Raw genomic sequence first — 23349 nt, forward strand, 5'->3', positions numbered from 1 at the left:
TATTCATCATTGCGATCCCATAACGCATGATTGAACCATGCGGCGACCATCCCCATAAAGGCGATGAACCGCATGACTGGGTGGGATGCCGCCCCGGAGAGTGAATGACTACGCAATATCCCCTTCTGCCCCTGCGCGACATCGTCGTTTTCCCGCAGATGATCGTGCCGCTGTTCGTGGGTCGCGACAAGAGCGTGGCCGCGCTCGAATCGGCGATGGAAGGCGACAAGGAAATCTTCCTGGTGTCGCAGCTTGACCCGGCGGAGGATGATCCGGGGCAGGATTCGCTCTACGACACCGGCGTCATCGCCGTGGTGCTGCAATTGCTGAAGCTCCCCGACGGCACCGTCCGCGTGCTGGTGGAGGGCAAGCAGCGCGCGCGCCTCGACGGCATAGGGCAGGCCGACGGCCATATGGTCGCCGATGTGACGGCGGTCGAGGAAATCGCTGCCGAAGGGCCGGAAGCCGCCGCGCTGATGCGTTCGGTGGCCGAACAGTTTGAAAATTACGCCAAGCTCAACAAGAAGCTGCCTGCCGAAACCCCGGTGCAGTTGCGCGAGATCGAGGATGCGGGCCGTCTGGCAGACGCCGTTGCCGCCAACATCAACGTGAAGGTCGCCGACAAGCAGTCCCTGCTGGTCGAGGCCGATCCGGTCAAGCGCCTCGAAATGGTCTTCGCCTTCATGGAAGGCGAACTGGGCGTGCTCCAGGTCGAGAAGAAGATTCGCGGCCGCGTGAAGCGGCAGATGGAAAAGACCCAGCGCGAATATTATCTGAACGAGCAGTTGAAGGCGATCCAGCGCGAACTGGGCAATGGCGAGGGCGAGGAAGGCGACGAACTCGCCGAACTGACCGAGAAGATCGCCAAGGCCAAGCTCAGCAAGGAAGCCCGCGCCAAGGCGACGGCGGAACTCAAGAAGCTCAAGGGCATGCAGCCCATGTCCGCCGAAGCGACGGTCGTGCGCAACTATCTCGACGTGCTGCTCGGCCTGCCCTGGGGCAAGAAGGGCAAGGTCAAGACCGACCTCAGGAAGGCGCAGGCGATCCTGGACGAGGATCATTTCGCGCTGGAGAAGGTCAAGGACCGGATCATCGAATATCTCGCCGTGCAGGCGCGCACCAACAAGCTGAAGGGCCCGATCCTGTGCCTCGTCGGCCCTCCGGGCGTCGGCAAGACCTCGCTCGGCCGCAGCATCGCCAAGGCGACGGGCCGCGAATTCGTGCGCCAGTCGCTGGGCGGCGTGCGCGACGAAGCGGAAATCCGCGGCCATCGCCGGACCTATATCGGCTCGCTGCCGGGCAAGATCGTCTCCAACCTCAAGAAGGCCGGGACGATGAACCCGCTGTTCCTGCTGGACGAGATCGACAAGCTGGGCCAGGATTTCCGCGGCGATCCGGCCTCCGCCCTGCTGGAGGTGCTGGACCCCGAACAGAACAGCAAGTTCCAGGATCATTATCTGGAGATCGACGTCGATCTTTCAGACGTGATGTTCGTGACGACCGCCAACTCCCTGAATTTGCCTCAGCCCTTGCTCGACCGCATGGAGATCATCCGGCTGGAGGGCTATACCGAGGATGAGAAGGTGGAGATCGCGCAGCGCCACCTGCTGCCCAAGCAGATCGACGCCCACGGCCTCAAGGAAGGCGAACTCGACGTCACGGAGGAGGCTGTCCGCGACCTCATCCGCTACTATACCCGCGAAGCCGGCGTCCGCACGCTGGAACGCGAAGTGGCGCGCCTCGCCCGCAAGGCGCTGCGCAAGATCCTCGAAGGCGCCTATGACAAGGTGACGATCACGCCGGAAAACCTGGCCGACTATGCCGGGGTGCGGAAATTCCGCCATGGCGTGGGCGAGGAGGAGCATCAGATCGGGGCGGTGACGGGCCTGGCCTGGACCGAAGTGGGCGGCGAACTGCTGACCATCGAAGCCGTGACCGTGCCTGGCAAGGGCGCGATCAGAACCACGGGCAAGCTGGGCGAGGTGATGAACGAGTCGGTCCAGGCCGCCTTCTCCTATGTGAAGGCGCGCTCGCCCGGCTATGGGATCAAGCCCAGCATCTTCACCCGCAAGGACATCCACATCCACCTTCCCGAAGGCGCGGTGCCCAAGGACGGGCCTTCGGCGGGCATCGGCATGGTGACGACCATCGTGTCGACGCTGACCGGCATTCCCGTGCACAAGGATGTGGCGATGACCGGCGAAGTCACGCTGCGCGGCCGCGTGCTTCCCATCGGAGGCCTCAAGGAAAAGCTGCTCGCGGCGCTGCGCGGCGGCATCAAGACGGTGCTGATCCCGGCCGAGAATGAGAAGGATTTGGCGGAGATTCCGGCCAATATCCGGGAAGGGCTGGAGATCGTTCCCGTGTCCCATGTGGACGAGGTGCTGGCCCGCGCCCTGGTGAGCAAGCCCGAAGCGATCGCCTGGACCGAAGAGGACGATCTCGCCGCCCAGCCGAACCCGGCGCAGGGACGGGACGGGGAAGCCCCCATCCGGCACTGAGATGGATGAAAAAGGCGGCGGCGGGCGGCGATTCAGCAGGCTTTTACCATAAAATCTCGCCTCGCCGGGCGCCGATGCCGCTTTCCCTTTGACAAGGCCCGAAAGCTGCGCCTTATTGCCCCGCCTACGCCGCGATTCCTAAACTATCCAGACAGCTAGAAGGGGGTTCCCAAGGCATGAACAAGCAGGATCTTATCAGCGCAGTCGCTGAAAGCAGCGGCCTTTCCAAGAGCGACGCCAGCAAGGCAGTCGAGGGCGTTTTCGACGCCATCACCGGAGCCCTGAAGAAGGGGGATGAAGTTCGCCTGGTCGGTTTCGGCACTTTCTCCGTTTCGCAGCGCAAGGCCTCGACCGGCCGCAACCCGCGCACGGGCGAGACGATGACGATCAAGGCTTCGGCCCAGCCGAAGTTCAAGGCTGGCAAGGGCCTGAAGGATTCGGTCAACTAAGGATTTTCCTGGGGCGCTTTCCTATGAAGCGCCCCGGTCCGTTTTTTGAGCCGGCGTCGCGGTTGGCGAAGTTTTATCGGAGAGAGAGCGCCGGATTTCAGCGCGGCAACAGGGAGCAAATGCTCCCATCCGTGCTGATTTTCCAAGGCATGAAAAGGGACGGGGGCTTCATGCCCTTCGCCCCTTTTCTTTTTATTGCGGCATCCCGGCTTTTTCCGCATCAGTCCGCTTGACGGCGCGGGATGGGCCGCATATGTGGCCCTTCTCTCAAGGGGCACGGCCCCTGTGGCGATCGTAGCTCAGTTGGTTAGAGCGCCGGTTTGTGGTACCGGAGGTCGCGGGTTCGGATCCCGTCGATCGCCCCATTTCCTTCCTTCCTGGACAGTCGCGGCAGGAAAGGGCCTGCGCACCGCCTCGCCTCTTTCGCGCCGATCCCCTCGAAGCGCCTTGTTGCTTCTCCTCCCGATACGCCGCCCATCATTCAGGGCTTCGCACGAGCGCCGCAGCCCTCTATAGCCCGCTCATGGACGAAGCGCGCGACAAGGGCCTGGCCCTCAACCCCAAATATGACCGGGACGGCCTGATCACCGCCGTCGTCACCGATGCGGACAGCGGCGAATTGCTGATGGTCGCGCACATGAACGCGAAGGCGCTCCAGCTTACCCGCGACACCGGCCTTGCGCATTTCTGGTCGCGCAGCCGCCAGTCGCTGTGGAAGAAGGGCGAGACGTCCGGCCATATGCTAAAGGTGCGCGACCTTCGCATCGATTGCGATCAGGACGCCGTCTGGGTGAAGGCCGTGCCCGCCGGGCCTGCCTGCCACACCGGCGCGCGCTCCTGCTTCTTCCGCCGCATCGGCCCGGAAGGCCTGACGCCTGTCGATGCGGCTGGCTAGCCTTGCCGCGCTGCTGTTGCTCGCCGCGTGCCAGCGTGAGGCTGCGCCCGCGCCGGGTCCGCGTGAAACCGGCATCCAGACCAGTTCCGGCCTTGAGCGCGCCGCCATCGAGACCGGAGCGATCGCGGACGCGGCGAAGGTGCCAGCAATCGGCCTTTACCAGCGCAATCATGAAGCGGGGCGGGACGCGCTCTGCGTGATCCCGGCCAGGGACGGCGACTATCGCTTCGGCATGGAAGCGTCCTTCGGGGAGGGCCAGAGCTGCGCCGGCAAGGGATCGGCGCGGCGGGCCGGCGACAAGCTGATCCTCAGCTTCTCCCGCAGCGATCATTGCATCGTGGTGGCCCAATATGACGGCGATCAACTGTCGCTGCCCGGCGTGGTCGACATGAAATGCGCGGAACTCTGCAAGGGGCGAGGCTCGCTGGAGGGCGTCAGCTTCCCCCGCGTGGCGGGCGACGCCGCCGCGGCCTTGCAGGCCCGCGACGGCAGCGGCGATCCGCTTTGCGATCCCGATTAGGAAATCCGGCCCCTATCGCGTTTCCGGCGAGGCTCACTCGCAAGCCACCGCCGCCAGCCGCAGGGATTTTTGGCGCAGGTTCAACGCCAGCAGGAAGATCGCCAGGCCGCCCAGGGCGAGGGCCGCGCCGATCCACCCGGTGGAGGTCAGCCCATAGCCGGCCGAGATCGCCAGCCCGCCCAGCCACGGCCCCAGCGCATTGGCGACGTTGAACGCGCTGTGATGCGCCGCCGCCGCCAGCGTCTGGGCATCGCCCGCCACGTCCATCAGCCGCGTCTGCAAGACGCTGCCCAGCCCCCCGCCGCAGCCGATCAGGAAGATCACCAGCGACAGGCTCCATATATTCCCCGCCATCAGGGGGAACAGCGCCAGCGACGCCGCGCTCCACAACAGCACGATGACGGCGGTCCTGCCCTGCGCCCGGTCCGCGGCCCAGGCCGCCGCCAGATTGCCGATCGTCATGCCGATGCCGAAGATCGCCAGCACCACCGGCACCAGCCGCTCCGACACATGGGTCACGGAAATCATGGTCGACGCCACATAGGTATAGACCGCGAACAGCCCGCCAAAGCCGATGGCCCCGGTCAGCAGCGTCAGCAGCACCTGGGGTTCCCGCAACGCGCCCAGTTCGCGCATGGGCACGGCTGCCGGATCGCCCGCGTCGCGCGGCGCGTAAAGCGCCACCAGCGTCATGGTGATCATCGCCAGCACCGCCACGATGCCAAAGCCCCACCGCCATCCCAGCGCCTGTCCCATCCAGTTCGCCGCCGGCACGCCGATCACGGTCGCGACGGTCAGGCCGGTCATCACCCGCGCCACCGCCAGCGCGCGCCGGTCGCCCGGCACCAGCGACGCCGCGACCAGCGCCGCCACGCCGAAATAGGCGCCATGGGGCAGGCCGCTCAGGAAACGGAACAGCAGCATCGTCGCATAGTCGGGCGACAGGGCGCTCATGCCATTGCCGATGGCGAACAGGGCCATCAACCCGATCAGCAGCGTCCGCCGGGGCAGCCGCGCCCCCAGCACCGCGATCACCGGCGCGCCGACCACCACGCCGAGCGCATAGGCGCTGATCGCATGGCCCGCCATCGGCTCGCTGATGCGCAGGTCGCCGGCGAAGAAAGGCAGCAGGCTCATCGCCGCGAATTCGGTCGTGCCGATGGCGAATGCGCCCATGGAGAGCGCGAGAATGACGAGAGCGGGGTGAACGGGGCCGGAAGAAGGGGGACGGCTGGCCTGCGCCATCGGCTGCTCCATGTTGCGATGCGGTGGGAATGACGCTCGCACATGATAGCGTTACCGCACAAAATCAAGCCATGGCCGGCGTGACTTTATTGCAGTTGCGGCATTGGATCGCGCAATTCACGCCGCAGGCCGGGCGTGGCTGGTGTCCAGCATCTTGCCGTCGGTGATGACGACCAGGTCGCCCAGCTTCGCCGCGCCGAACAGTTTTTTCGCGAAAGGCTTGGGCACGCCGATGCAGCCATGGGTGGCGTTGCCCCATTGCACGTCGCTGCCGTGGATCGCCACGCCATCGCTGGTCAGGCGCAGCGTGTACGGCATGGGCGCGTTATTGTAGGTGCTGGAATAATGGTCCGCATCCTTCTGTATGATCGGAAAGGCGCCTAGAGGGCTTGGCTTGTCGTCGGCGCCATAGAGGATGACCGCCGATCCGATCTCATAGCCTGCGCGGAAGACGGACAGCGTCTGCGCCTTGAGGTCGACGGTGACGATCAGCGGCCCCGTCGCGGGCGCGCCGCCTTCGTCCCAGACATAGTCGCCATGGCGGAAGGGACCGTCGATCGGCAGCACGCGCTTCACCATCAACGCCCGCGGATCGACCGCCACGGGCTGGGCGCGGGTGCGTTCGGCGGGCCTGGCGTGAACGACCTTGGCCTGAACGACCTTGGCCTGAACGACCTTGCTCTGGATGGGCGGCAGATCGCTGCCACGGCCCATGGACAGGCCCAGCAACAGCGCCACGGCCGCCGCGCCGCCGCCGATGGCCAGCTTCACCCCTGTCGAAACCTGTCGCGCCATATGCCCTCAGCCACTCCGGTTGGACAATCTATCGCAGGCAAAGGTTAAACATCATCCCTCCCGCTCGACCTCCGCCGCGGCGATGGCGGTCAGGTTCAATATGCCCCGCGCCGTCACGCCGGGCGTCAGCACATGGATCGGCTGCGCCAGCCCCACCAGCATCGGCCCGACCGTCGGCGAACTGGACGAAGCCGACAGCGCCGTCAGCGTGATGTTCGCCGCATCCAGATTGGGCATGACCAGCAGATTGGCCGACCCTTCGAACCGCGAATCCGGGATCAACCGCTCGCGCAGCCCCTGGCTCAGCGCCGCATCGGCATGCATTTCCCCGTCGACCATCAATTCGGGCGCGGCCTGCCTTACCAGCTTGAACGCCTCCCGCATTTTCCGGGCGCTGGGCGAATGCGAAGCCCCGAAATTGGAGTGGGACAGCAGCGCCACCCGCGGCGTCAGGCCGAAATGCTTGAGTTCCGTCGCCCCCAGCAGCGCCATTTCGGCGATCTGCTCCGGCGTCGGATCGGGCACCATATGGGTGTCGGTGATGAACAGCGCGCCCGCGTCCAGGATCAGCCCCGACAGCGCATAGACGCGGCTGCTGCCCGGCATGCGGTCGATGATGCGCATCGCATGCTCGACCTCGCCCCAATAGTCGCTGTTGCCGCCCACCAGCGCGGCGTCGACCCGCCCGGTGCGCAGCAGCATGGCGGCGGTGACGCTGGGCCGGCGATAGACATGGCGCACCACCTCCGCCCCCGACACGCCCTTGCGCGCCGCGACGGCGCGATAGCCTTCGACCAGCTCGCCCATCAGCAGATGGTCGGTTTCCGGATCGACCACCTCGACATCGCGGTCCAGTTGGAACCGCAGGCCCATGTCCGGCAGCTTCTGTTCCAATATGCGCCGCCGCGCCACGATCACCGGCCGGACGATGCCTTCGTCCAGCGCATCCTGGATGGCCCGCAGCACCCGCTCATCCTCGCCTTCGCCATAGGCGATGCGCCGCTGCGTTCCCCGCGCCGCTTCGAACACCGGCAGCATCAACTGGGCGGAACGGGCATTCTGCTGCGTCAACTGGCGCTTATAGGCCTCCAGGTCCAGTTGCCGCTTGGCGACGCCGCTGTCCATCGCCGCCTTGGCGACGGCGCAGGCGATTTCCGCGATCAGCCGGGGGTCGAAGGGCGTCGGGATGATATAGTCCGGCCCGAACGCCAGCTTGCGCCCGCCATAGGCCTGCGCGACACTGTCATGCGCGGGCATGCGGGCCAGGTTGGCGATGGCGTCGGCGGCGGCGACCTTCATCGCCTCGTTGATCTCGGTCGCCCGCGCATCCAGCGCTCCCCGGAAGATATAGGGGAAGCACAGGACATTATTGACCTGATTGGGATAGTCCGACCGCCCCGTCGCGATGATCGCGTCGGGCCGCGCCTCCCGCGCCGCTTCGGGGCGGATTTCCGGCTCCGGATTGGCGAGCGCGAAGATCAGCGGATTGGGCGCCATCAGCGGCAGCCATTCGGGCTTCAGCACGCCCGGCGCCGACAGGCCCAGGAACAGGTTGGCGCCCGGCAGCACGTCGGGCAGGGTCCGCGCATTGGTGGTCCGGGCATAGCGGGCCATGTTCGGCAACATGCCCTCCCGCCCCGAATGGATGACGCCGTCCTTGTCGGTCAGCGTCACATTCTCGATCGGCAGCCCCATCGACACCAGCAGGTCGACGCAGGCCAGCGCCGCCGCCCCCGCGCCCGACGTCACCAGCTTCGCGTCGGCCAGCGTCTTGCCCTGCAACACCAGCGCGTTGCGCACCGCCGCCGCCACCACGATGGCCGTGCCATGCTGGTCGTCGTGGAAGACGGGGATGTTCATCCGCTTCTTCAGCTCCGCCTCTATGGCGAAGCATTCAGGCGCCTTGATATCCTCCAGGTTGATGCCGCCGAAGGTCGGCTCCAGCAGGGCGACGGCCTCGATGAACTTCTCCGGATCGGTGGTGTCGACCTCTATGTCGAACACGTCGATGTCGGCGAATTTCTTGAAGAGGACGGCCTTGCCCTCCATCACCGGCTTCGACGCCAGCGCGCCGATGGCGCCCAGCCCCAGCACCGCCGTCCCGTTGGAGATCACCGCGACCAGATTGCCGCGCGCGGTATAGTCCATCGCCTTTTCGGGATCTTCGGCGATGTCGATGCAGGGCGCGGCGACGCCAGGCGAATAGGCCAGCGCCAGGTCGCGCTGGTTGACCATGCGCTTGGTCGGTTCGATCCTCAGCTTTCCAGGTTGCGGATAGCGGTGATAGTCGAGGGCGGCGCGCCGGGTGTTTTCATCCATGAAACGGCCCTTAAAGCCGCTTTTACGCGGGGGCAATGCCCGAACGCTCCCATGGCGGGCTGGGGGCATATAGTCCGGCGAGGAAATCGATGAAGGCGGTGATGGCGAGCGGGGGATTATTCTGCGGCAGATGAACGGCATAGAGGCCAACATCCGCCGACCCTTCATGATCCGGCATGACCTGCCGGACATTTCCGCGCTCCAGCGCGTCGCTGATGTCCCAGAGCGAACGCAGCGCTATGCCCACGCCGGAAAGCGCCAGTTCCCGCACCATTTCGCTGCTGTTGGTGCGGACATGGCTGTCGCCCTCGACCGTCGCCGCGCCCTTGGGGCCGATCAGCCGCCAGGGCAGTTGCCCATCCGCCGCGAGCAGCCGGTGCCTGCGCAGGTCGGGCACCGTTTCCGGCACGCCGAAGCGGGCCAGGTAATCTGGCGCGGCGCACAGCACCCGCCGGTTGGTCGCCAGCCTGTGCGCGGCCAGCCCCGGCCCTGGATCGGCGGTGATGCGAATGGCCAGGTCCGCCCGCGTCGCCAGCAGGTCGGCATAATCGTCCGAGAGGTCGATCCGCAGGCGCACCTTGGGATGCGCCTCCAGGAACCGGCCCAGATAGGGCGCGACATGCATCCGCCCGAAAGATGTCGGCGCCGAAACCCGCAGCGTCCCCGCCGCCTCCGCCGAAGCGCCGGACACGCGCCGCTCCGCCTCTTCCAGCGCCGCCATGATGGCGTGCAGGTCTTCGTGCAGCCGCTCGCCCGCCGGGGTCAGCGCCAGCCGCCGCGTCGTCCGGTGGATCAGCCGCGTGCCCAGCCGCTCCTCCAGCCGCACCAGCCGCTTCGACACCATGGCGGGGGAGATGTTCAGCCGCCGCCCCGCCGCCGCCATCCCGCCTTCGTCCACGATGGTCGCGAACAGGTCATAATCCGGGTCCATCATTTCTTTCACCAGAAGAAAGTCTGAATTCGAATAATGGCGTCTACACGCCATAATGCGATCCGTCTATGGTCCTCCCAAAGGAGATCGTTCCATGACCAGCATGACAGAGCGCGCAGGCCTGAAGGTCGCGCCGCAACTCGCCGCCTTCATCGAGGATCGGGCGCTTCCCGGCACGGGCATAGACGCCGACGCCTTCTGGCGGGGGACCGCCGCGATCTTCGCGAAATTCGCCCCGGAAAACGCCGCCCTGCTCGCCCGGCGCGACGCGCTACAGGCGCGGATCGACGCCTGGCACCGGGAAAAAGCGGGGCAGCCCTTCGACGCCGCCGCCTATCAGGGCTTCCTGCGCCAGATCGACTATCTCGTCCCCGAACCCGCGCCGTTCCGGATCGGCAGCGAGAATGTCGACGATGAAGTCGCCCGCCTGGCCGGACCGCAACTGGTCGTCCCCATCCTCAACGCCCGCTTCCTGCTGAACGCCGCCAATGCGCGCTGGGGCAGCCTGTACGACGCGCTCTACGGCACGGACGCGCTGCCCGGCGCGCCGTCGGGCAAGGGGTACGACCCGGCGCGCGGCGCGCAGGTCATCGCCTGGGCCAAGGATTTCCTGAACCGCGCCGTCCCGCTGAAGGGGCATGCGGGCTGGTCCGACATCGTCCGGCTGCATGTCTGGAACGGCGAACTCCACCTGCATATCAAGGACGGCCACGGCGTCGTCGCGACCAGCCTGGAGCAGGCGGACGGCTTCGCCGGCTATCGCGGCGATCCGGAAGATCCCACGGCGATCCTGCTGCGCCATAACGGCCTGCATATCGAACTGGTCATCGACCGCTCCCACCCCATCGGCGGCGGCGATCCGGCGGGCATCGCCGACATCATCCTGGAATCCGCGCTCACCACCATCTGCGACCTGGAGGACTCGGTCGCCGCCGTCGACGCGGATGACAAGGTCGCCGCCTATTCCAACTGGCTGGGCCTGATGCAGGGCAATCTTGTCGACACGTTCGAGAAGAACGGCGCGATGATGACCCGCGCCCTCAACCCCGACCGCAACTATATCGCGCCCAAGGGCGGCGCCTTCACCCTGCCCGGCCGCAGCCTGTTGTTCGTCCGCAATGTCGGCCATCTGATGACCACGCCCGCCGTCCTGCTGGCCGACGGCGCGCAGGCGCCCGAAGGCATAGTCGACGGCATCGTCACCAGCCTGATCGCCCTGCACGACCTGAAGCGGGCAGGGGGCAACAGCCGCGCCGGCAGCGTCTATATCGTCAAGCCCAAGATGCACGGGCCGGAGGAGGTCGGCTTCACCAACCGCCTGTTCGACGCCATCGAAGATCTGCTGGGCCTCAGCCGCCATACACTGAAGGTCGGCGTCATGGACGAGGAACGCCGCACCTCCGCCAACCTCGCCGCCTGCATCGCGGCGGTGAAGGACCGCATCGTCTTCATCAACACCGGCTTCCTCGACCGCACGGGCGACGAGATGCACACGTCGATGCACGCCGGTGCCATGATCCGCAAGGGCGAGATGAAGGCCAGCGACTGGATCGCGGCCTATGAGGACCGCAATGTCCAGATCGGCCTCGCCTGCGGCCTGTCGGGCCGCGCCCAGATCGGCAAGGGCATGTGGGCCGCGCCGGACCGCATGGCCGACATGCTGGACCAGAAGATCGGCCACCCGAAAAGCGGCGCCAACACCGCCTGGGTTCCGTCCCCCACCGCGGCGACGCTGCACGCGACTCACTATCACGGCGTCGACGTCTTCAAACGCCAGGAGGAGCGGGCGAAGGAAGCCATCGCCCCGCTCGACAAGCTGCTGACGATCCCCGTCGCCCAGGGCCGCAACTGGTCGGAGGAGGAAATCACGCAGGAACTGGACAATAATGCCCAGGGCATATTGGGCTATGTCGTCCGCTGGATCGACCAGGGCGTCGGCTGCTCGAAGGTTCCCGACATCCACGACATCGGCCTGATGGAAGACCGCGCCACCCTGCGCATTTCCTCTCAGCATATGGCGAACTGGCTGCTCCACGGCGTCTGCACGGCGGAACAGGTCGACGCCGCCTTCGCCCGCATGGCCGCCAAGGTCGACGCCCAGAATGCAGGCGATCCGCTCTACAGGCCGATGAGCGGCCATCCGGAAAGCCTCGCCTGGCAAGCCGCCCGCGCCCTGGTCTTCGAAGGCGTGGCGCAACCCAATGGCTACACCGAACCCCTGCTCCACAAATATCGCGCAATGGCGAAGGCGCTGGCCTGAAGAGCGGGAAAAGGGGAGGGCCACATAGCCCTCCCCGTTCGCCCTGAGCCTGTCGAAGGGCTTTACTTCTTCTTCAAACGACATGCTTGAAAGGAAGTGAAGAGGCTTCGACAGGCTCAGCCCGAACGGATGCGTGAAGCCGTCCAGGCTTGCCACCCATCCCGCTCCGCCACCCCATCGACCGATATTCCCATGAACGACGAAAAGCCCCGCTTGTGCGTTGGAGCGCTTCCCACTAAATCGCCCGCATGACCTCGACCAACGACATTCGCCGCTCCTTCCTCGACTATTTCGGGGCCAACGGCCACACCATCGTTCCGTCCGCGCCTCTGGTGCCGCACAACGACCCGACGCTGATGTTCGTCAATGCGGGCATGGTGCCGTTCAAGAATGTCTTTACGGGCCTGGAATCCCGGCCTTATTCCACCGCGACCAGCAGCCAGAAGTCGGTCCGCGCCGGGGGCAAGCATAACGACCTCGACAATGTCGGCTACACGGCGCGCCACCATACTTTCTTCGAAATGCTGGGCAATTTCAGCTTCGGCGACTATTTCAAGGAACAGGCGATCACCCACGCCTGGACCCTGTTGACGAAGGAATGGGGCCTTCCGGCGGAGAAACTGACCGCCACCGTCTACCACACGGACGACGAAGCCTTCGACCTGTGGAAGAAGATCGCGGGTCTCCCCGAAGAACGCATCATCCGCATTCCCACCAAGGATAATTTCTGGGCGATGGGCGACAGCGGCCCCTGCGGTCCCTGTTCGGAAATCTTCTACGACCATGGCGACCATATCTGGGGCGGCCCTCCCGGAAGCCCGGAAGAGGATGGCGACCGTTTCGTCGAGATCTGGAACCTCGTCTTCATGCAATATGAGCAGGAAGCGAACGAGATCGTCAGCGAACTGCCCAAGCCCAGCATCGACACCGGCATGGGGCTGGAACGCATCGCGGCCGTCCTGCAAGGCGTCCACGACAATTACGACACCGACACGTTCAGGGCGCTGATCGAGGAATCGGGCGCGCTGACGAAGACCGCCACCGACGGCGAGTTCAAGGCCAGCCACCGCGTCATCGCCGACCATCTGCGCTCCACCAGCTTCCTGATCGCGGACGGCGTGCTGCCCGCGAACGAGGGCCGCGGCTATGTCCTGCGCCGCATCATGCGCCGCGCCATGCGCCACGCCCACATCATCGGCGCGAAGGAGCCGTTGATGCACCGTCTGGTCGGCAGCCTCGTCTCCGAAATGGGCGGCGCCTATCAGGAACTGGTCCGCGCCCAGCCGCTGATCGAGGAGACCCTCCTGCGCGAGGAAACCCGCTTCCGCCAGACGCTGGAAAAGGGCCTGAAACTGCTCGACGAAGCGACCGGCGACCTCAGCGAAGGCGGCACGCTGCCGGGCGAAACCGCGTTCAAGCTCTACGACACTTACGGCTTCCCCTATGACCTGACCGAAGACGCGCTGCGCTCGCGCGGCCTCAGCGTCGACCGCGAAGGCTTCGACAAGGCCATGGCCGAGCAGAAGGCCGCCGCCCGCGCCGCCTGGAAGGGATCGGGCGAAAAGGCGTCGGACGAAATCTGGTTCGATATCGCGGAAAAGACCGGCAACACCGAGTTCATCGGCTACAGCTCGACCGAGGGCGAAGGCGAGGTCGTGGCCATCGTGAAGGACGGTGTGAACTTCGACAGCGCCGCCGCCGGAGAGACGGTCCTGATCGTCACCAACCAGACGCCTTTCTACGGCGAAAGCGGCGGCCAGATGGGCGACGCGGGCACCATAAGTTCGCAATCCGGCCTCGTCGCGGACGTCGAGGACACCGCCAAGCCGCTCGGCCGCCTCCATGCCCACAGGGCGAAGATCGGCGCCGGCAGCGTCGATGTCGGCGATACGGTTCACCTCAGCGTCGACGTCAACCGCCGCGACCGCATCCGCGCCAATCACAGCGCCACCCATTTGCTGCACGCGGCGCTCCGCAACCGGCTGGGCGCGCATGTCACGCAAAAGGGCAGCCTGGTCGCGCCGGATCGCCTGCGCTTCGACTTCTCCCATCCCGAAGCGCTGACCCACAGTCAGATCGCCGCCATCGAAGCCGATGTGAATGAGCAGGTCCGCCATAATGAAGCGGTGACGACCCGCCTGATGACGCCCGATGACGCCATCCAGGCGGGCGCCATGGCGCTGTTCGGCGAAAAATATGGCGACGAAGTCCGCGTCCTTTCCATGGGGAAGGGGGATGCGCACAGCTATTCCGTCGAACTGTGCGGCGGCACCCATGTCCGCGCCACGGGCGACATCGCGATCTTCAAGATCATCTCGGAATCCGCCGTGTCATCGGGCGTCCGCCGCATCGAGGCGCTGACCGGCGAAGCGGCGCGCCTCTGGCTATCCGACCGCGAGGATCGCCTGCGCCAGTCCGCCGCCGCGCTCAAGACGACGCCGGAGGAAGTGCCCGCCCGCATCGCCGCCCTGGTCGAACAGAGCCGCAAGCTGGAACGCGAACTGGCCGAAGCGAAGAAGGCGCTGGCGCTCGGCGGCGGCGGCTCCGCCCAGGCCGCCGGCCCCGAAAAGGTTGGCTCGGTGAACTTCATCGGCCAGGTCATCGAAGGCCTGGACCCCAAGGAACTGCGCGGCCTGGTCGACCAGAACAAGGCGACCCTGGGCAGCGGCGTCTCCGCCGTCCTCGCCGTGGTCGACGGCCGCGCCACCATCGCCGTCGGCGTCACCGACGACCTGGTGGGAAGCATCAGCGCCGTCGATCTGGTCCGCGCAGGCGTGGAAGCGCTGGGCGGCAAGGGCGGCGGCGGTCGCCCGGACATGGCCCAGGGCGGCGGCCCCGACGGAGACAAGGCGGAAGCAGCGCTTGAAGCGGTCAAGGCCGCCCTCGCCAACGTCCCGGCCTGAGCGCTTCCGCATTGCCGGGGTGGTTTCCGACCCTTGGCCATATTCGTCACCCTGAACCTGTTTAAGGGTCCATTTCTCCGGCTTGAGCCTTGGCTTATGGGGAGAAATGGATGCTGAAACGAGTTCAGCATGACAAAGGAGGGAAGGCAGCGCATATCCGCTGACGACCGCCAACGGTCAAAACCCGCGGACCGTGACGGCCCCGCACATTTCCCCTGTCCTACACTACCCGATCCGGGCTATGCCCTGCTCCCTGAGCGCCCGTTAAACTCCAAAACCGACTAGGGTGTGTGGGGATTCAGTTCAGGGCGCGGCGAAAATAGTGGATTTCGAGAACCGGCGCGCAGCGTACTTCAGTACGTGAGCACCGGAAGCGCAGAAAGCCGCTATTTGCAGCCCGCCATGGACTGAATCCCCACACATCCTAAGCCATCCCCGCCATTTGAGGCCAGCCATGGACCTTCCCGCGATCATCGCCGACATCGTCGCCCAAGCCGCGACATGGGAAGATCGCGGCACGGTCGCCAGCTACATCCCCGAACTGGCGAAGGTCGACCCCGGCCAGTTCGGCATCGCCGTGGCTACCGCCGACGGCCGCCTGATCGAAGGCGGAGATTCCGCCACGGGCTTCTCCATCCAATCCATCTCCAAGGTTTTCGCCCTGACCCTCGCGCTCGGCAAGGTCGGCGACCAGCTTTGGCAGAGGGTAGGGCGGGAACCCTCCGGCAATGCCTTCAACTCCATCGTCCAGCTTGAGCATGAACAGGGCATCCCGCGAAATCCCTTCATCAACGCGGGCGCCGTCGTCGTCGCGGACGTCAACCTTGGCGGCCATCAACCCCGCGTCGCCATTGGCGAAATGCTGCGCTTCGTCCGCTATCTCGCGGGCGACGACGGCATCGCCATCAACGAAACCGTGGCTGCGTCGGAAACGGCCACCGGCTTTCGCAACATGGCGCTGGCCCATTATATGCGTGCCTTCGGCAATATCCGGCATCCGGTCGATCTGGTGCTCGGCACCTATTTCCACCAATGCGCGATCGAGATGAGCTGCCGTCAACTCGCGCTCGCCGGGCGTTACCTGATGCTCGACGGCCGTCATCCCGAAGGGGGCCGCGTCGTTTCGTCCAGCCGGGCCAAGCGGATCAACGCCCTGATGCTGACCTGCGGCCATTATGACGCTTCGGGCGATTTCGCCTTTCGCGTCGGCATTCCCGGCAAGTCCGGCGTAGGCGGCGGCATATTGGCGATCGTGCCCGGTCGCGCCTCGATAGCTGTCTGGTCGCCCGGCCTGAACGAAAATGGCAACAGCCAGCTTGGCACGCTGGCGCTCGAAGAACTGGCGCGACGCACCGGCTGGTCGGTCTTCAGCCCGCCGCAAGACCCGTCCTAAGGCACCTCATCGGCCCGCAGCCGGCGCAGCTTGGGCGCGGTTTCCAGTTGCGCGGCATCCTTTATGCCCATGCGCAAATCCTCCCGCATCTGATGGACGGAGGCGATCACCGGCCCCATCGCCACGCCCAGGTCCACCAGCGCCGTTTCCGCCAGTTGGAGCGAGCTTTCCAGCGTCTCCGGCACGGCGTCGCTGGCCCCGGCGCGATAAAGCTGGGCCGCATGGTCGGTATCCCGCGCCCGCGCGATGATCGGCAGGTCGGGCACCCAGCCCCGCACGCGCTTCGTCACCCGGACCGACAGGACGGGATCGTCCATCGTCAGGATCAACGCCCGCGCATGGCCGAGGCGGAGCTTGTCGAGCATTTCGGTGCGCGACACGTCGCCGAACAATATGGGATAGCCCCCGCGCCGCGCCTCCGCCACGACGTCCGGGTCGGATTCCACGACGATGAAACGCTGCTTGTGCAGGTCGAGCAGGTCGCAGACCATGCGGCCGACGCGCCCGAAGCCGATCACCACGGCGGCCGCCTCCGCATGGTCTTCGCTGATTTCCGGCGTGTCCTCGCCCAGCGCCATTTCCAGCCGCCGCGCAATGTCATGCCCCAGGCGCGCGAGCAGCGGCGTGATGGTGAGCCCGATGGCGGTCACGATCTGCCAGAAGGCGGCGGTGGAGGGGAGGATCAACTGGGCCGCCGCCGCCGCGGACAGCACGATCAGCGTGGTTTCCGAAGGGCTGGACATCAGCACGCCAACCTCCAGCGCGACGCCTTTCCTCGCGCCGGAGAGATAGAGCAGCGCCGCGGTGACGATCGTCTTGGCCAGGACCACGCCGACCACCGCCAGGATGAGCGCGGGCCAGTTGGCCAGGATGACGCGAACGTCCAGGCCCATGCCCACGGTGATGAGGAAGACGCCCAGCGCCAGCCCCTTGAACGGCGCGGTCATGACCTCGACCTCGCCATGATAGTCGGTTTCCGCGATCAGCAGCCCGGCCAGCAGCGCGCCGACGATGGGGGACAGGCCGGCGATGGATGTCGCCATGCTGGAGACGATGACGACCAGCAGGCTGGCCGCCAGGAACACTTCCGGGCTTTTCGTGCGGGCCGCCTGGCTGAAGACATGGGGCAGAAAGAGCCGGCCCAGGACCAGCATGACGGCGATGGTGATGCCGCTCTTGACCAGCGTGTCGGCCAGTTCGCCCCACGGGCCGTCCGGGCTGGCGGCGACGGATGGAGCGAGGGCGCCCAGCATGAAGATGATCGGGACGAGGGCCAGATCCTCGAAAAGGAGCATGGAAAAGGCCGCGCGGCCGACGGCGTTTTGCGTGCCGACCATCGGCAGGACGACGGCCGTGGACGACAGCGCCAGCGCCAGGCCAAGGCCGAAGGCGCCCGCCGGCGGCTGACCCAGCAAGTAAAGGCCAAGTGCAATGAGCGTGCCGCCGCCGATCAATTCTGCCGCGCCCACTCCGAATACTTGCGTTCGCATGGTCCAGAGGCGACGAAAACTCAGTTCCAGCCCGATGGAGAAAAGCAGCAATATGACGCCGAGTTCGGCAAAGGGCTCTATCGCCGCCCTGTTGGATATGGTGACATGATAGAGCCAGGGATATTGGCCCACCAATGCGCCCAACCCCGACGGTCCCACCGCCAGCCCGACCAGGATGAAGCCGATGACCGGACTGATCCTGAGGCGCGCGAAGCCGGGGATCACCAGTCCCGCAGCCCCCAATATGACGAGGGAATCGCTGAAGCTCTGTGGATTGATCGCGCCGGCCATGACCGATCATCGCCACAAATGCGGCGGATATCCAGCGATAAGCATGCGAAACCGGAAAATGACGCCGTGAAGCGCCATGGTGCGGACGGCGGGACTTGAACCCGCATTCCCAGGGGGAGGCGGATTTTAAGTCCGCTGCGTCTACCGATTTCGCCACGTCCGCTTGAGGCCGTTACCCCCTGAAGGCTAACGACGCACAGGTCAAGGATGTGGTTGGATCAGAGCGCAGCCTTGGCGTTCAGCCGTTCCCGCATTTCCTTTCCGGGCTTGAAATAGGGAACCCGCTTGGCATCCACCGGCACCTGTTCGCCCGTCCGCGGATTGCGGCCGGTGCGCGCCTCGCGCGCCCGTGTCGTAAAGGCGCCGAAGCCCCGAAGTTCCACTCGCCCGCCGCTTGAAAGACGGTCGACTATTTCCTTGAAGAAAAGATCGACGATCCTTTCCACTTCCTGGAGGTTGAGGTTTGGATTTTCCTCAGCCAATTTCTGAATCAGTTCCGAGCGTATCATTGGTCCTCCAGACTCCCCCTTCTGGTTCCCGGTTTATTTATAGTGAATCCTCATGCCTGTGACAATCAGCCAATATCGGTATGTCATTCTCATTTTGGGAATAGAAAAAGCCCGCCGGAGCTAAGTTCCGGCGGGCGATATTACTTAAGTTAGATGCCGAAGGAGGGCTTAGCCCTCGCTCTTGGCCTTGAGCGCTTCGCCCAGGATGTCGCCCAGCGACGCGCCGCTGTCGGACGATCCGTACTGCGCCACGGCCTGCTTTTCTTCGGCGATCTGCAGGGCCTTGACCGAGAAGGTCGGCTTCTTGGCGCGGTCGAAACCCGTGACCATGGCGTCGAACTTCTGGCCGATCTGGAAGCGTTCCGGACGCTGCTCGTCGCGGTCGCGGCCCAGGTCGCTGCGCTTGATGAAGCCGGTGGCGCCGTCTTCGCCGGCCTGGACTTCCAGGCCGCCGTCGCGGACTTCCAGAACCGTGACGGTGACCGTCTGGTTCTTGTTGAGGCCGGCGGCAGCGGCGGTGGTGCCGCCAGCGGCCGGGCCGCCGCGCTCAAGCTGCTTCATGCCCAGGCTGATGCGCTCCTTCTCGACGTCGATGTCCAGAACGACGGCCTGAACCGTCTCGCCCTTGCGGTGCAGGGCCAGCGCGTCCTCGCCCGAAATGCCCCAGGCGATGTCCGACATGTGGACCATGCCGTCGACGTCGCCGTCCAGCCCGATGAACAGGCCGAATTCGGTCGCGTTCTTGACTTCGCCCTCGACGGTCGAGCCGATCGGGTGACGTTCGGCGAAGCTGTCCCAGGGATTGTTCTGGGCCTGCTTGAGGCCGAGCGAGATGCGGCGCTTTTCGGGATCGACTTCCAGGACGATGACGTCGACTTCCTGGCTGGTCGAAACGATCTTGCCGGGGTGGACGTTCTTCTTGGTCCAGGACATTTCCGAAACGTGGACCAGGCCTTCGATGCCCGGTTCCAGCTCGACGAACGCACCATATTCGGTGATGTTCGTGACGCGGCCCGACAGCTTGGCGCCGACGGGGTACTTGGCCGAAGCGCCTTCCCACGGATCGCTTTCCAACTGCTTCATGCCCAGGCTGATGCGCTGGGTGTCGCGGTTGATGCGGATGATCTGGACGCGGACGGTGTCGCCGATGTTGATCATTTCGTTGGGGTGGTTGATGCGCTTGTAGCTGAGGTCGGTGACGTGCAGCAGGCCGTCGATGCCGCCCAGGTCGACGAACGCGCCGTAATCGGTGATGTTCTTGACCACGCCCTCGATGATCTGGCCCTCGGCCAGCGTCTGGATGAGGCCGCTGCGCTGTTCGGCGCGGGTTTCTTCCAGGATGGCGCGGCGCGACACGACGATGTTGCCGCGGCGGCGATCCATCTTCAGGATCTGGAAGGGCTGCGGAATGTCCATCAGCGGCGTGACGTCGCGAACCGGACGGATGTCGACCTGCGAGCCGGGCAGGAACGCCACCGCGCCGTCCAGGTCGACGGTGAAGCCGCCCTTGACGCGGCCGAAGATGACGCCTTCGACGCGGGCGTTTTCGGTGAATTCGGATTCCAGCTTGTCCCAGGCGGCTTCGCGGCGGGCGCGGTCGCGGGACAGCATGGCTTCGCCATGGGCGTTTTCGACGCGGTCGACATAGACTTCGACTTCGTCGCCGACCTTCAATTCGGCCTTCTGGCCCGGCGCGGCGAATTCGCGCAGCGGCACGCGGCCTTCCGACTTCAGGCCGACGTCGATCAGCGCCATGTCGTTTTCGATGCCGGTAACGGTGCCCTTGACGACGCGGCCTTCGAAGCCGCCATCCTCGCCACCGAGAGAATCATTGAGAAGCGCGGCGAAATCGTCGCGCGAGGGGAATGCCGTAGAGGCCATGGTAGTTTCCTTCACTCGTCATTGCTGGCCTACCGGTTGTCTCCGGTGGTCTTTCAGGCCAAAGCGTCCGCAGGGCCGAATGCCATGCGCACATCCGTTCGGCCACGACGAGTCGACGCCCCGTGGAAAAGCGAAAAGGGCGCCTGGGAATCCCCGGCGCCCGGCATTCGCGTCAGGCCTGTCGCCGACGTTCCAACTGGGCGTCCACCAGAGCAATGGCCTGCTGGACGGCGGCGTCTATAGTCAAATTGCTGGTGTCGAGCAAGTCCGCTCCATCGGCCACGCGCAGCGGGGCGTGGTCGCGGCTCATGTCGCGGGTGTCGCGGGCCTGGATGTCTGCGATCAGGCTGTCCATGTCGGGGTGGCCCCCATGGTCGAGCGCGTCCTGATAGCGGCGCTGGGCGCGGACATGGACGCTGGCCGTGACGAAGATCTTGGCGTCGGCATCGGGCGCGATGACGGTGGCGATGTCGCGCCCGTCCAGGATCGCGCCGCCAGGCTGGGTCGCGAAGTCGCGCTGGCGTTTCACCAGCGCCTGGCGGACGCTCTGGTGGATCGAAACGCGGGAGGCGAGCGAGCCGACGGCTTCGCTGCGCAGCGCGGGATCTTTCAGCATGGCGTCGTCGAAGTCGCAGGCGGCGAGCGCATCGGCTTCATGGTCCGGGTCGCCGCTGGCCTTGAGCACGGCAAGGCCTACGGCGCGATAGAGCAGGCCGGTATCGAGCACGGGCAGGCCGTAATGCCGGCCCAGCGCCTTGGCGATGGTGCCCTTGCCCGATGCGGCGGGGCCGTCGACGGCGATGATCATGATGCTTTGCCTTTCCGCAGCGCCTTGGCGAGGCCGATCAGGGCGATGAAGGCCCATATGACTTCCAGCGCCATCGACGCGACGTTGAAATGAACCGTCAGCGAGTAGATCAGCAGCACCGCGCCGACCAGGTTCAGCAGGTTGAAGAGGGTGAAGCTCAGCACCTTCGCCATGTTGCTATAGGCATAGGCAATGACCATCAGGCCGCTGCCGATCAGTCCCAGGATATTGGCAAGGTCGAACGTCATGCGAGTGCGCCGAGCGAATGCAGCAAAGCGGTGAAACCCGGGAAGCTGGTCGCGACGGGGCGCATGTCGTCGATGGTGACGCCATTGCTGGACACGAGGCCTGCGACCGCGAAGCTCATGGCGATGCGGTGGTCCAGCTTCGTCGCGACGGGGCCGCCGCCGGGGAGGGGCGCGCCACCGCTGCCCTCTATGACGATGCCGTCCTCCAGTTCCTCCACCGTCACGCCGATGGCGCGCAGCCCCGCCGCCATGGTGGCGATGCGGTCCGATTCCTTGACGCGCAGTTCCTCCAGCCCGCGGAAGGTGCTGCGCCCCTCGGCCAGGGCGGCGGCGATGAAGGTGACCGGATATTCGTCGATCATCGACGGCGCGCGGGCGGGGTCCGGCTCCACCCCCTGGAGCGTCGAGGCGGTGATGACCAGATCGCCCACCGGCTCGCCGCCCACTTCGCGGGGGTTTTCGACGACGATGTCGCCGCCCATTTCGCGCAGCAGGTCGATCAGCCCGGCGCGGGTCGCGTTGAGGCCGACATTGGCGATGGCGACCTTCGACCCCGGAACCAGCAGCGCCGCGACCATCGGGAAGGCGGCGGAGGAGGGATCTCCGGGAACGGTGATCGACTGCGGGCGGAGTTCCGCCTCGCCCCTGAGCGTGACGATGCGGGCGCCGTCGCCCTCGACCTCGACATGGAGGTCCGCGCCGAAGCCCTTGAGCATGCGTTCGCTATGGTCGCGGGTGGGGATCGGCTCGACCACGCGGGTGATGCCGGGGGCGTTGAGGCCGGCGAGCAGGATCGCCGACTTCACCTGCGCCGATGCCACGGGAAGGCGATAATCGAGCGGCACCGCCGGGCAGGCGCCGCGCATGGTAAGGGGCAGGCGGTCTCCGGGGCTGGTGGTGAAGCTGGCGCCCATGCGCGACAGCGGTTCGGTGACGCGGGCCATGGGGCGCTTGCTGAGCGAGGCGTCGCCCACGAAGGTCGCGGTGATGGCGTGGCTGGCGATCAGGCCCATGAGCAGGCGGGTGGAGGTGCCGCTATTGCCCATGTCGAGCGCGCTTTCCGGCTGGAGCAGGCCGCCGACGCCCACGCCATGGATATGCCAGACGCCGTCCGCGTCCCTGCGGATGTCCGCGCCCATCGCCCGCATGGCGGCGGCGGTGGCGAGCACGTCCTCGCCCTCCAGCAGCCCTTCGACCCGACTTTCGCCCACCGCCAGGGCGGAAAGCATCAAAGAGCGGTGCGAAATGCTCTTGTCGCCGGGCACGCTAATCGTGCCGGAAAGCGCCGGGGCGGCGGTGAAGGTAGCGGGTTGAGCTTGGGGCATGGGCTGGTCGGAAGAAGCGGTCACGGGTCAATCCGTCTGCAAGACTTGAAAAAATGCGCCCGGCTTTTGACAGCGCGGTTTCGCTATGGCAAGGCGCCGTCTCTTCGCGGGCGACCCTGTCGTGCCGCGTAATTTCTGTTTTGAGCACTCGCAAGAGAAGGACAAGGCCGGACATGGTCAAGGCTGAATGGGGCACGAAGCGTACCTGCCCGAAATGCGCCACGCGCTTCTACGACCTGGGCAAGGATGACCCGGTCACCTGCATCAATTGCGGCACGGCCTGGGAACCGGAACCCGTGCTGAAGTCGAAGCAGCCGCTGCCCTATGAGGAAGCGCCCAAGAAGGTCATCGAAACCGCCGATGGCGAGATCGAGACGGCGGACGACGATCTGGACCTGGATCTGGACGTGGATGATGACGGCGATTCGCCCGACAATGACGTCGATCTGGGCGGCGACGACGATCTGGGCGTCGACGCCGGCGGGGACGATGGCGACGACGACAATTAATTGAATTTTGTGCTTGCCAAGGAGTTCGCCGCCACCTAATGGCAGCGGCCTCCGAGGCGCCGGACCCAAACGGCGCC

At 65.7% G+C, this 23349-nt stretch carries 18 protein-coding genes and 2 tRNA genes; 9 read left to right on the top strand and 11 right to left on the bottom strand.

The features are described 5' to 3' along the window. The first annotated feature begins 104 nt into the window (after positions 1 to 104). The 5 genes from lon (at position 105) to SIDU_RS04660 (ending at position 4365) form a co-directional block, all read left to right on the top strand. A complete protein-coding gene (lon, locus tag SIDU_RS04635; RefSeq protein ID WP_007688798.1) occupies positions 105 to 2501 on the top strand; it encodes an endopeptidase La in 2397 nt (798 codons plus the stop codon). Positions 2502 to 2677: 176 nt separating this feature from the next. After that, the gene (locus tag SIDU_RS04640; RefSeq protein ID WP_007688799.1) at positions 2678 to 2950 is read left to right on the top strand and encodes an HU family DNA-binding protein; all 273 of its coding nucleotides are present in this window, start codon (positions 2678 to 2680) and stop codon (positions 2948 to 2950) included. Between the two features lie 288 nt (positions 2951 to 3238). Further along, positions 3239 to 3315 (top strand) — tRNA-His (locus SIDU_RS04650). 158 nt (positions 3316 to 3473) lie between these two features. After that, a complete protein-coding gene (gene hisI / locus SIDU_RS04655; RefSeq protein WP_007688801.1) occupies positions 3474 to 3845 on the top strand; it encodes a phosphoribosyl-AMP cyclohydrolase in 372 nt (123 codons plus the stop codon). Further along, positions 3832 to 4365: a hypothetical protein gene (locus tag SIDU_RS04660; protein WP_007688802.1), complete on the top strand. Its 534-nt coding sequence runs from the start codon at positions 3832 to 3834 to the stop codon at positions 4363 to 4365. The genes hisI and SIDU_RS04660 overlap by 14 nt, the downstream gene beginning before the upstream one ends. Before the next feature lie 33 nt (positions 4366 to 4398). On the opposite strand, the gene SIDU_RS04665 is transcribed toward SIDU_RS04660, so the two are convergent. The 4 genes from SIDU_RS04665 to SIDU_RS04680 form a co-directional block, all read right to left on the bottom strand. Beyond that, positions 4399 to 5610, bottom strand: a complete 1212-nt coding sequence (locus SIDU_RS04665) for an MFS transporter (protein WP_007688803.1) — start codon at positions 5608 to 5610, stop codon at positions 4399 to 4401. A gap of 117 nt (positions 5611 to 5727) precedes the next feature. Further along, positions 5728 to 6405, bottom strand: coding sequence for a L,D-transpeptidase family protein (locus SIDU_RS04670; protein ID WP_025771908.1), 678 nt, complete (start codon positions 6403 to 6405; stop codon positions 5728 to 5730). 51 nt (positions 6406 to 6456) lie between these two features. Next, positions 6457 to 8724, bottom strand: a complete 2268-nt coding sequence (locus SIDU_RS04675; protein WP_007688807.1) for an NADP-dependent malic enzyme — start codon at positions 8722 to 8724, stop codon at positions 6457 to 6459. 22 nt (positions 8725 to 8746) lie between these two features. Further along, complete coding sequence (locus SIDU_RS04680) at positions 8747 to 9658, bottom strand: LysR family transcriptional regulator (protein ID WP_039980467.1); 912 nt, start codon at positions 9656 to 9658, stop codon at positions 8747 to 8749. A gap of 91 nt (positions 9659 to 9749) precedes the next feature. On the opposite strand from SIDU_RS04680, the gene SIDU_RS04685 reads away from it, so the two are divergent. From SIDU_RS04685 to SIDU_RS04695, 3 genes are all read left to right on the top strand, one after another. After that, positions 9750 to 11915 (top strand): malate synthase G, encoded by a 2166-nt coding sequence (locus tag SIDU_RS04685; RefSeq protein ID WP_007688811.1) that lies wholly within the window; start codon positions 9750 to 9752, stop codon positions 11913 to 11915. A gap of 248 nt (positions 11916 to 12163) precedes the next feature. Then, positions 12164 to 14818, top strand: a complete 2655-nt coding sequence (gene alaS / locus SIDU_RS04690; protein WP_007688813.1) for an alanine--tRNA ligase — start codon at positions 12164 to 12166, stop codon at positions 14816 to 14818. Positions 14819 to 15272: 454 nt separating this feature from the next. Then, positions 15273 to 16211, top strand: a complete 939-nt coding sequence (locus tag SIDU_RS04695) for a glutaminase (protein ID WP_007688815.1) — start codon at positions 15273 to 15275, stop codon at positions 16209 to 16211. On the opposite strand, the gene SIDU_RS04700 is transcribed toward SIDU_RS04695, so the two are convergent. The 7 genes from SIDU_RS04700 to aroA all read right to left on the bottom strand — a co-directional run bounded on the left by SIDU_RS04700 (position 16208) and on the right by aroA (position 22787). Continuing rightward, a complete protein-coding gene (locus SIDU_RS04700; protein ID WP_007688817.1) occupies positions 16208 to 17992 on the bottom strand; it encodes a cation:proton antiporter domain-containing protein in 1785 nt (594 codons plus the stop codon). The genes SIDU_RS04695 and SIDU_RS04700 overlap by 4 nt on opposite strands. A 77-nt stretch (positions 17993 to 18069) precedes the next feature. Further along, positions 18070 to 18155 (bottom strand) — tRNA-Leu (locus tag SIDU_RS04705). Positions 18156 to 18210: 55 nt separating this feature from the next. Further along, positions 18211 to 18501, bottom strand: a complete 291-nt coding sequence (locus SIDU_RS04710; RefSeq protein ID WP_007688818.1) for an integration host factor subunit beta — start codon at positions 18499 to 18501, stop codon at positions 18211 to 18213. A gap of 168 nt (positions 18502 to 18669) precedes the next feature. After that, positions 18670 to 20382: a 30S ribosomal protein S1 gene (gene rpsA / locus SIDU_RS04715; RefSeq protein WP_007688820.1), complete on the bottom strand. Its 1713-nt coding sequence runs from the start codon at positions 20380 to 20382 to the stop codon at positions 18670 to 18672. Between the two features lie 172 nt (positions 20383 to 20554). Further along, a complete protein-coding gene (gene cmk / locus SIDU_RS04720; protein ID WP_007688821.1) occupies positions 20555 to 21190 on the bottom strand; it encodes a (d)CMP kinase in 636 nt (211 codons plus the stop codon). Beyond that, entirely contained in the window at positions 21187 to 21438 is a 252-nt protein-coding gene (locus SIDU_RS04725; protein WP_007688823.1) for a CBU_0592 family membrane protein, read from the bottom strand. The genes cmk and SIDU_RS04725 overlap by 4 nt, the downstream gene beginning before the upstream one ends. After that, positions 21435 to 22787, bottom strand: a complete 1353-nt coding sequence (gene aroA / locus SIDU_RS04730) for a 3-phosphoshikimate 1-carboxyvinyltransferase (RefSeq protein WP_025771913.1) — start codon at positions 22785 to 22787, stop codon at positions 21435 to 21437. The genes SIDU_RS04725 and aroA overlap by 4 nt, the downstream gene beginning before the upstream one ends. 149 nt (positions 22788 to 22936) lie before the next feature. On the opposite strand from aroA, the gene SIDU_RS04735 reads away from it, so the two are divergent. Next, positions 22937 to 23272, top strand: coding sequence for a TIGR02300 family protein (locus tag SIDU_RS04735; protein WP_007688826.1), 336 nt, complete (start codon positions 22937 to 22939; stop codon positions 23270 to 23272). The last annotated feature ends 77 nt before the right edge of the window (positions 23273 to 23349 follow it).

This window comes from Sphingobium indicum B90A, assembly GCF_000264945.2.
GTDB lineage: Bacteria > Pseudomonadota > Alphaproteobacteria > Sphingomonadales > Sphingomonadaceae > Sphingobium > Sphingobium indicum.

Bases quoted from the DNA above. Each gene is read 5' to 3' on its own strand.
- lon (WP_007688798.1), top strand. From the start codon at position 105: ATGACTACGCAATATCCCCTTCTGCCCCTGCGCGACATCGTCGTTTTC.
- SIDU_RS04640 (WP_007688799.1), top strand. From the start codon at position 2,678: ATGAACAAGCAGGATCTTATCAGCGCAGTCGCTGAAAGCAGCGGCCTT.
- hisI (WP_007688801.1), top strand. From the start codon at position 3,474: ATGGACGAAGCGCGCGACAAGGGCCTGGCCCTCAACCCCAAATATGAC.
- SIDU_RS04660 (WP_007688802.1), top strand. From the start codon at position 3,832: ATGCGGCTGGCTAGCCTTGCCGCGCTGCTGTTGCTCGCCGCGTGCCAG.
- SIDU_RS04665 (WP_007688803.1), bottom strand. From the start codon at position 5,610: ATGGCGCAGGCCAGCCGTCCCCCTTCTTCCGGCCCCGTTCACCCCGCT.
- SIDU_RS04670 (WP_025771908.1), bottom strand. From the start codon at position 6,405: ATGGCGCGACAGGTTTCGACAGGGGTGAAGCTGGCCATCGGCGGCGGC.
- SIDU_RS04675 (WP_007688807.1), bottom strand. From the start codon at position 8,724: ATGGATGAAAACACCCGGCGCGCCGCCCTCGACTATCACCGCTATCCG.
- SIDU_RS04680 (WP_039980467.1), bottom strand. From the start codon at position 9,658: ATGATGGACCCGGATTATGACCTGTTCGCGACCATCGTGGACGAAGGC.
- SIDU_RS04685 (WP_007688811.1), top strand. From the start codon at position 9,750: ATGACCAGCATGACAGAGCGCGCAGGCCTGAAGGTCGCGCCGCAACTC.
- alaS (WP_007688813.1), top strand. From the start codon at position 12,164: ATGACCTCGACCAACGACATTCGCCGCTCCTTCCTCGACTATTTCGGG.
- SIDU_RS04695 (WP_007688815.1), top strand. From the start codon at position 15,273: ATGGACCTTCCCGCGATCATCGCCGACATCGTCGCCCAAGCCGCGACA.
- SIDU_RS04700 (WP_007688817.1), bottom strand. From the start codon at position 17,992: ATGGCCGGCGCGATCAATCCACAGAGCTTCAGCGATTCCCTCGTCATA.
- SIDU_RS04710 (WP_007688818.1), bottom strand. From the start codon at position 18,501: ATGATACGCTCGGAACTGATTCAGAAATTGGCTGAGGAAAATCCAAAC.
- rpsA (WP_007688820.1), bottom strand. From the start codon at position 20,382: ATGGCCTCTACGGCATTCCCCTCGCGCGACGATTTCGCCGCGCTTCTC.
- cmk (WP_007688821.1), bottom strand. From the start codon at position 21,190: ATGATCATCGCCGTCGACGGCCCCGCCGCATCGGGCAAGGGCACCATC.
- SIDU_RS04725 (WP_007688823.1), bottom strand. From the start codon at position 21,438: ATGACGTTCGACCTTGCCAATATCCTGGGACTGATCGGCAGCGGCCTG.
- SIDU_RS04735 (WP_007688826.1), top strand. From the start codon at position 22,937: ATGGTCAAGGCTGAATGGGGCACGAAGCGTACCTGCCCGAAATGCGCC.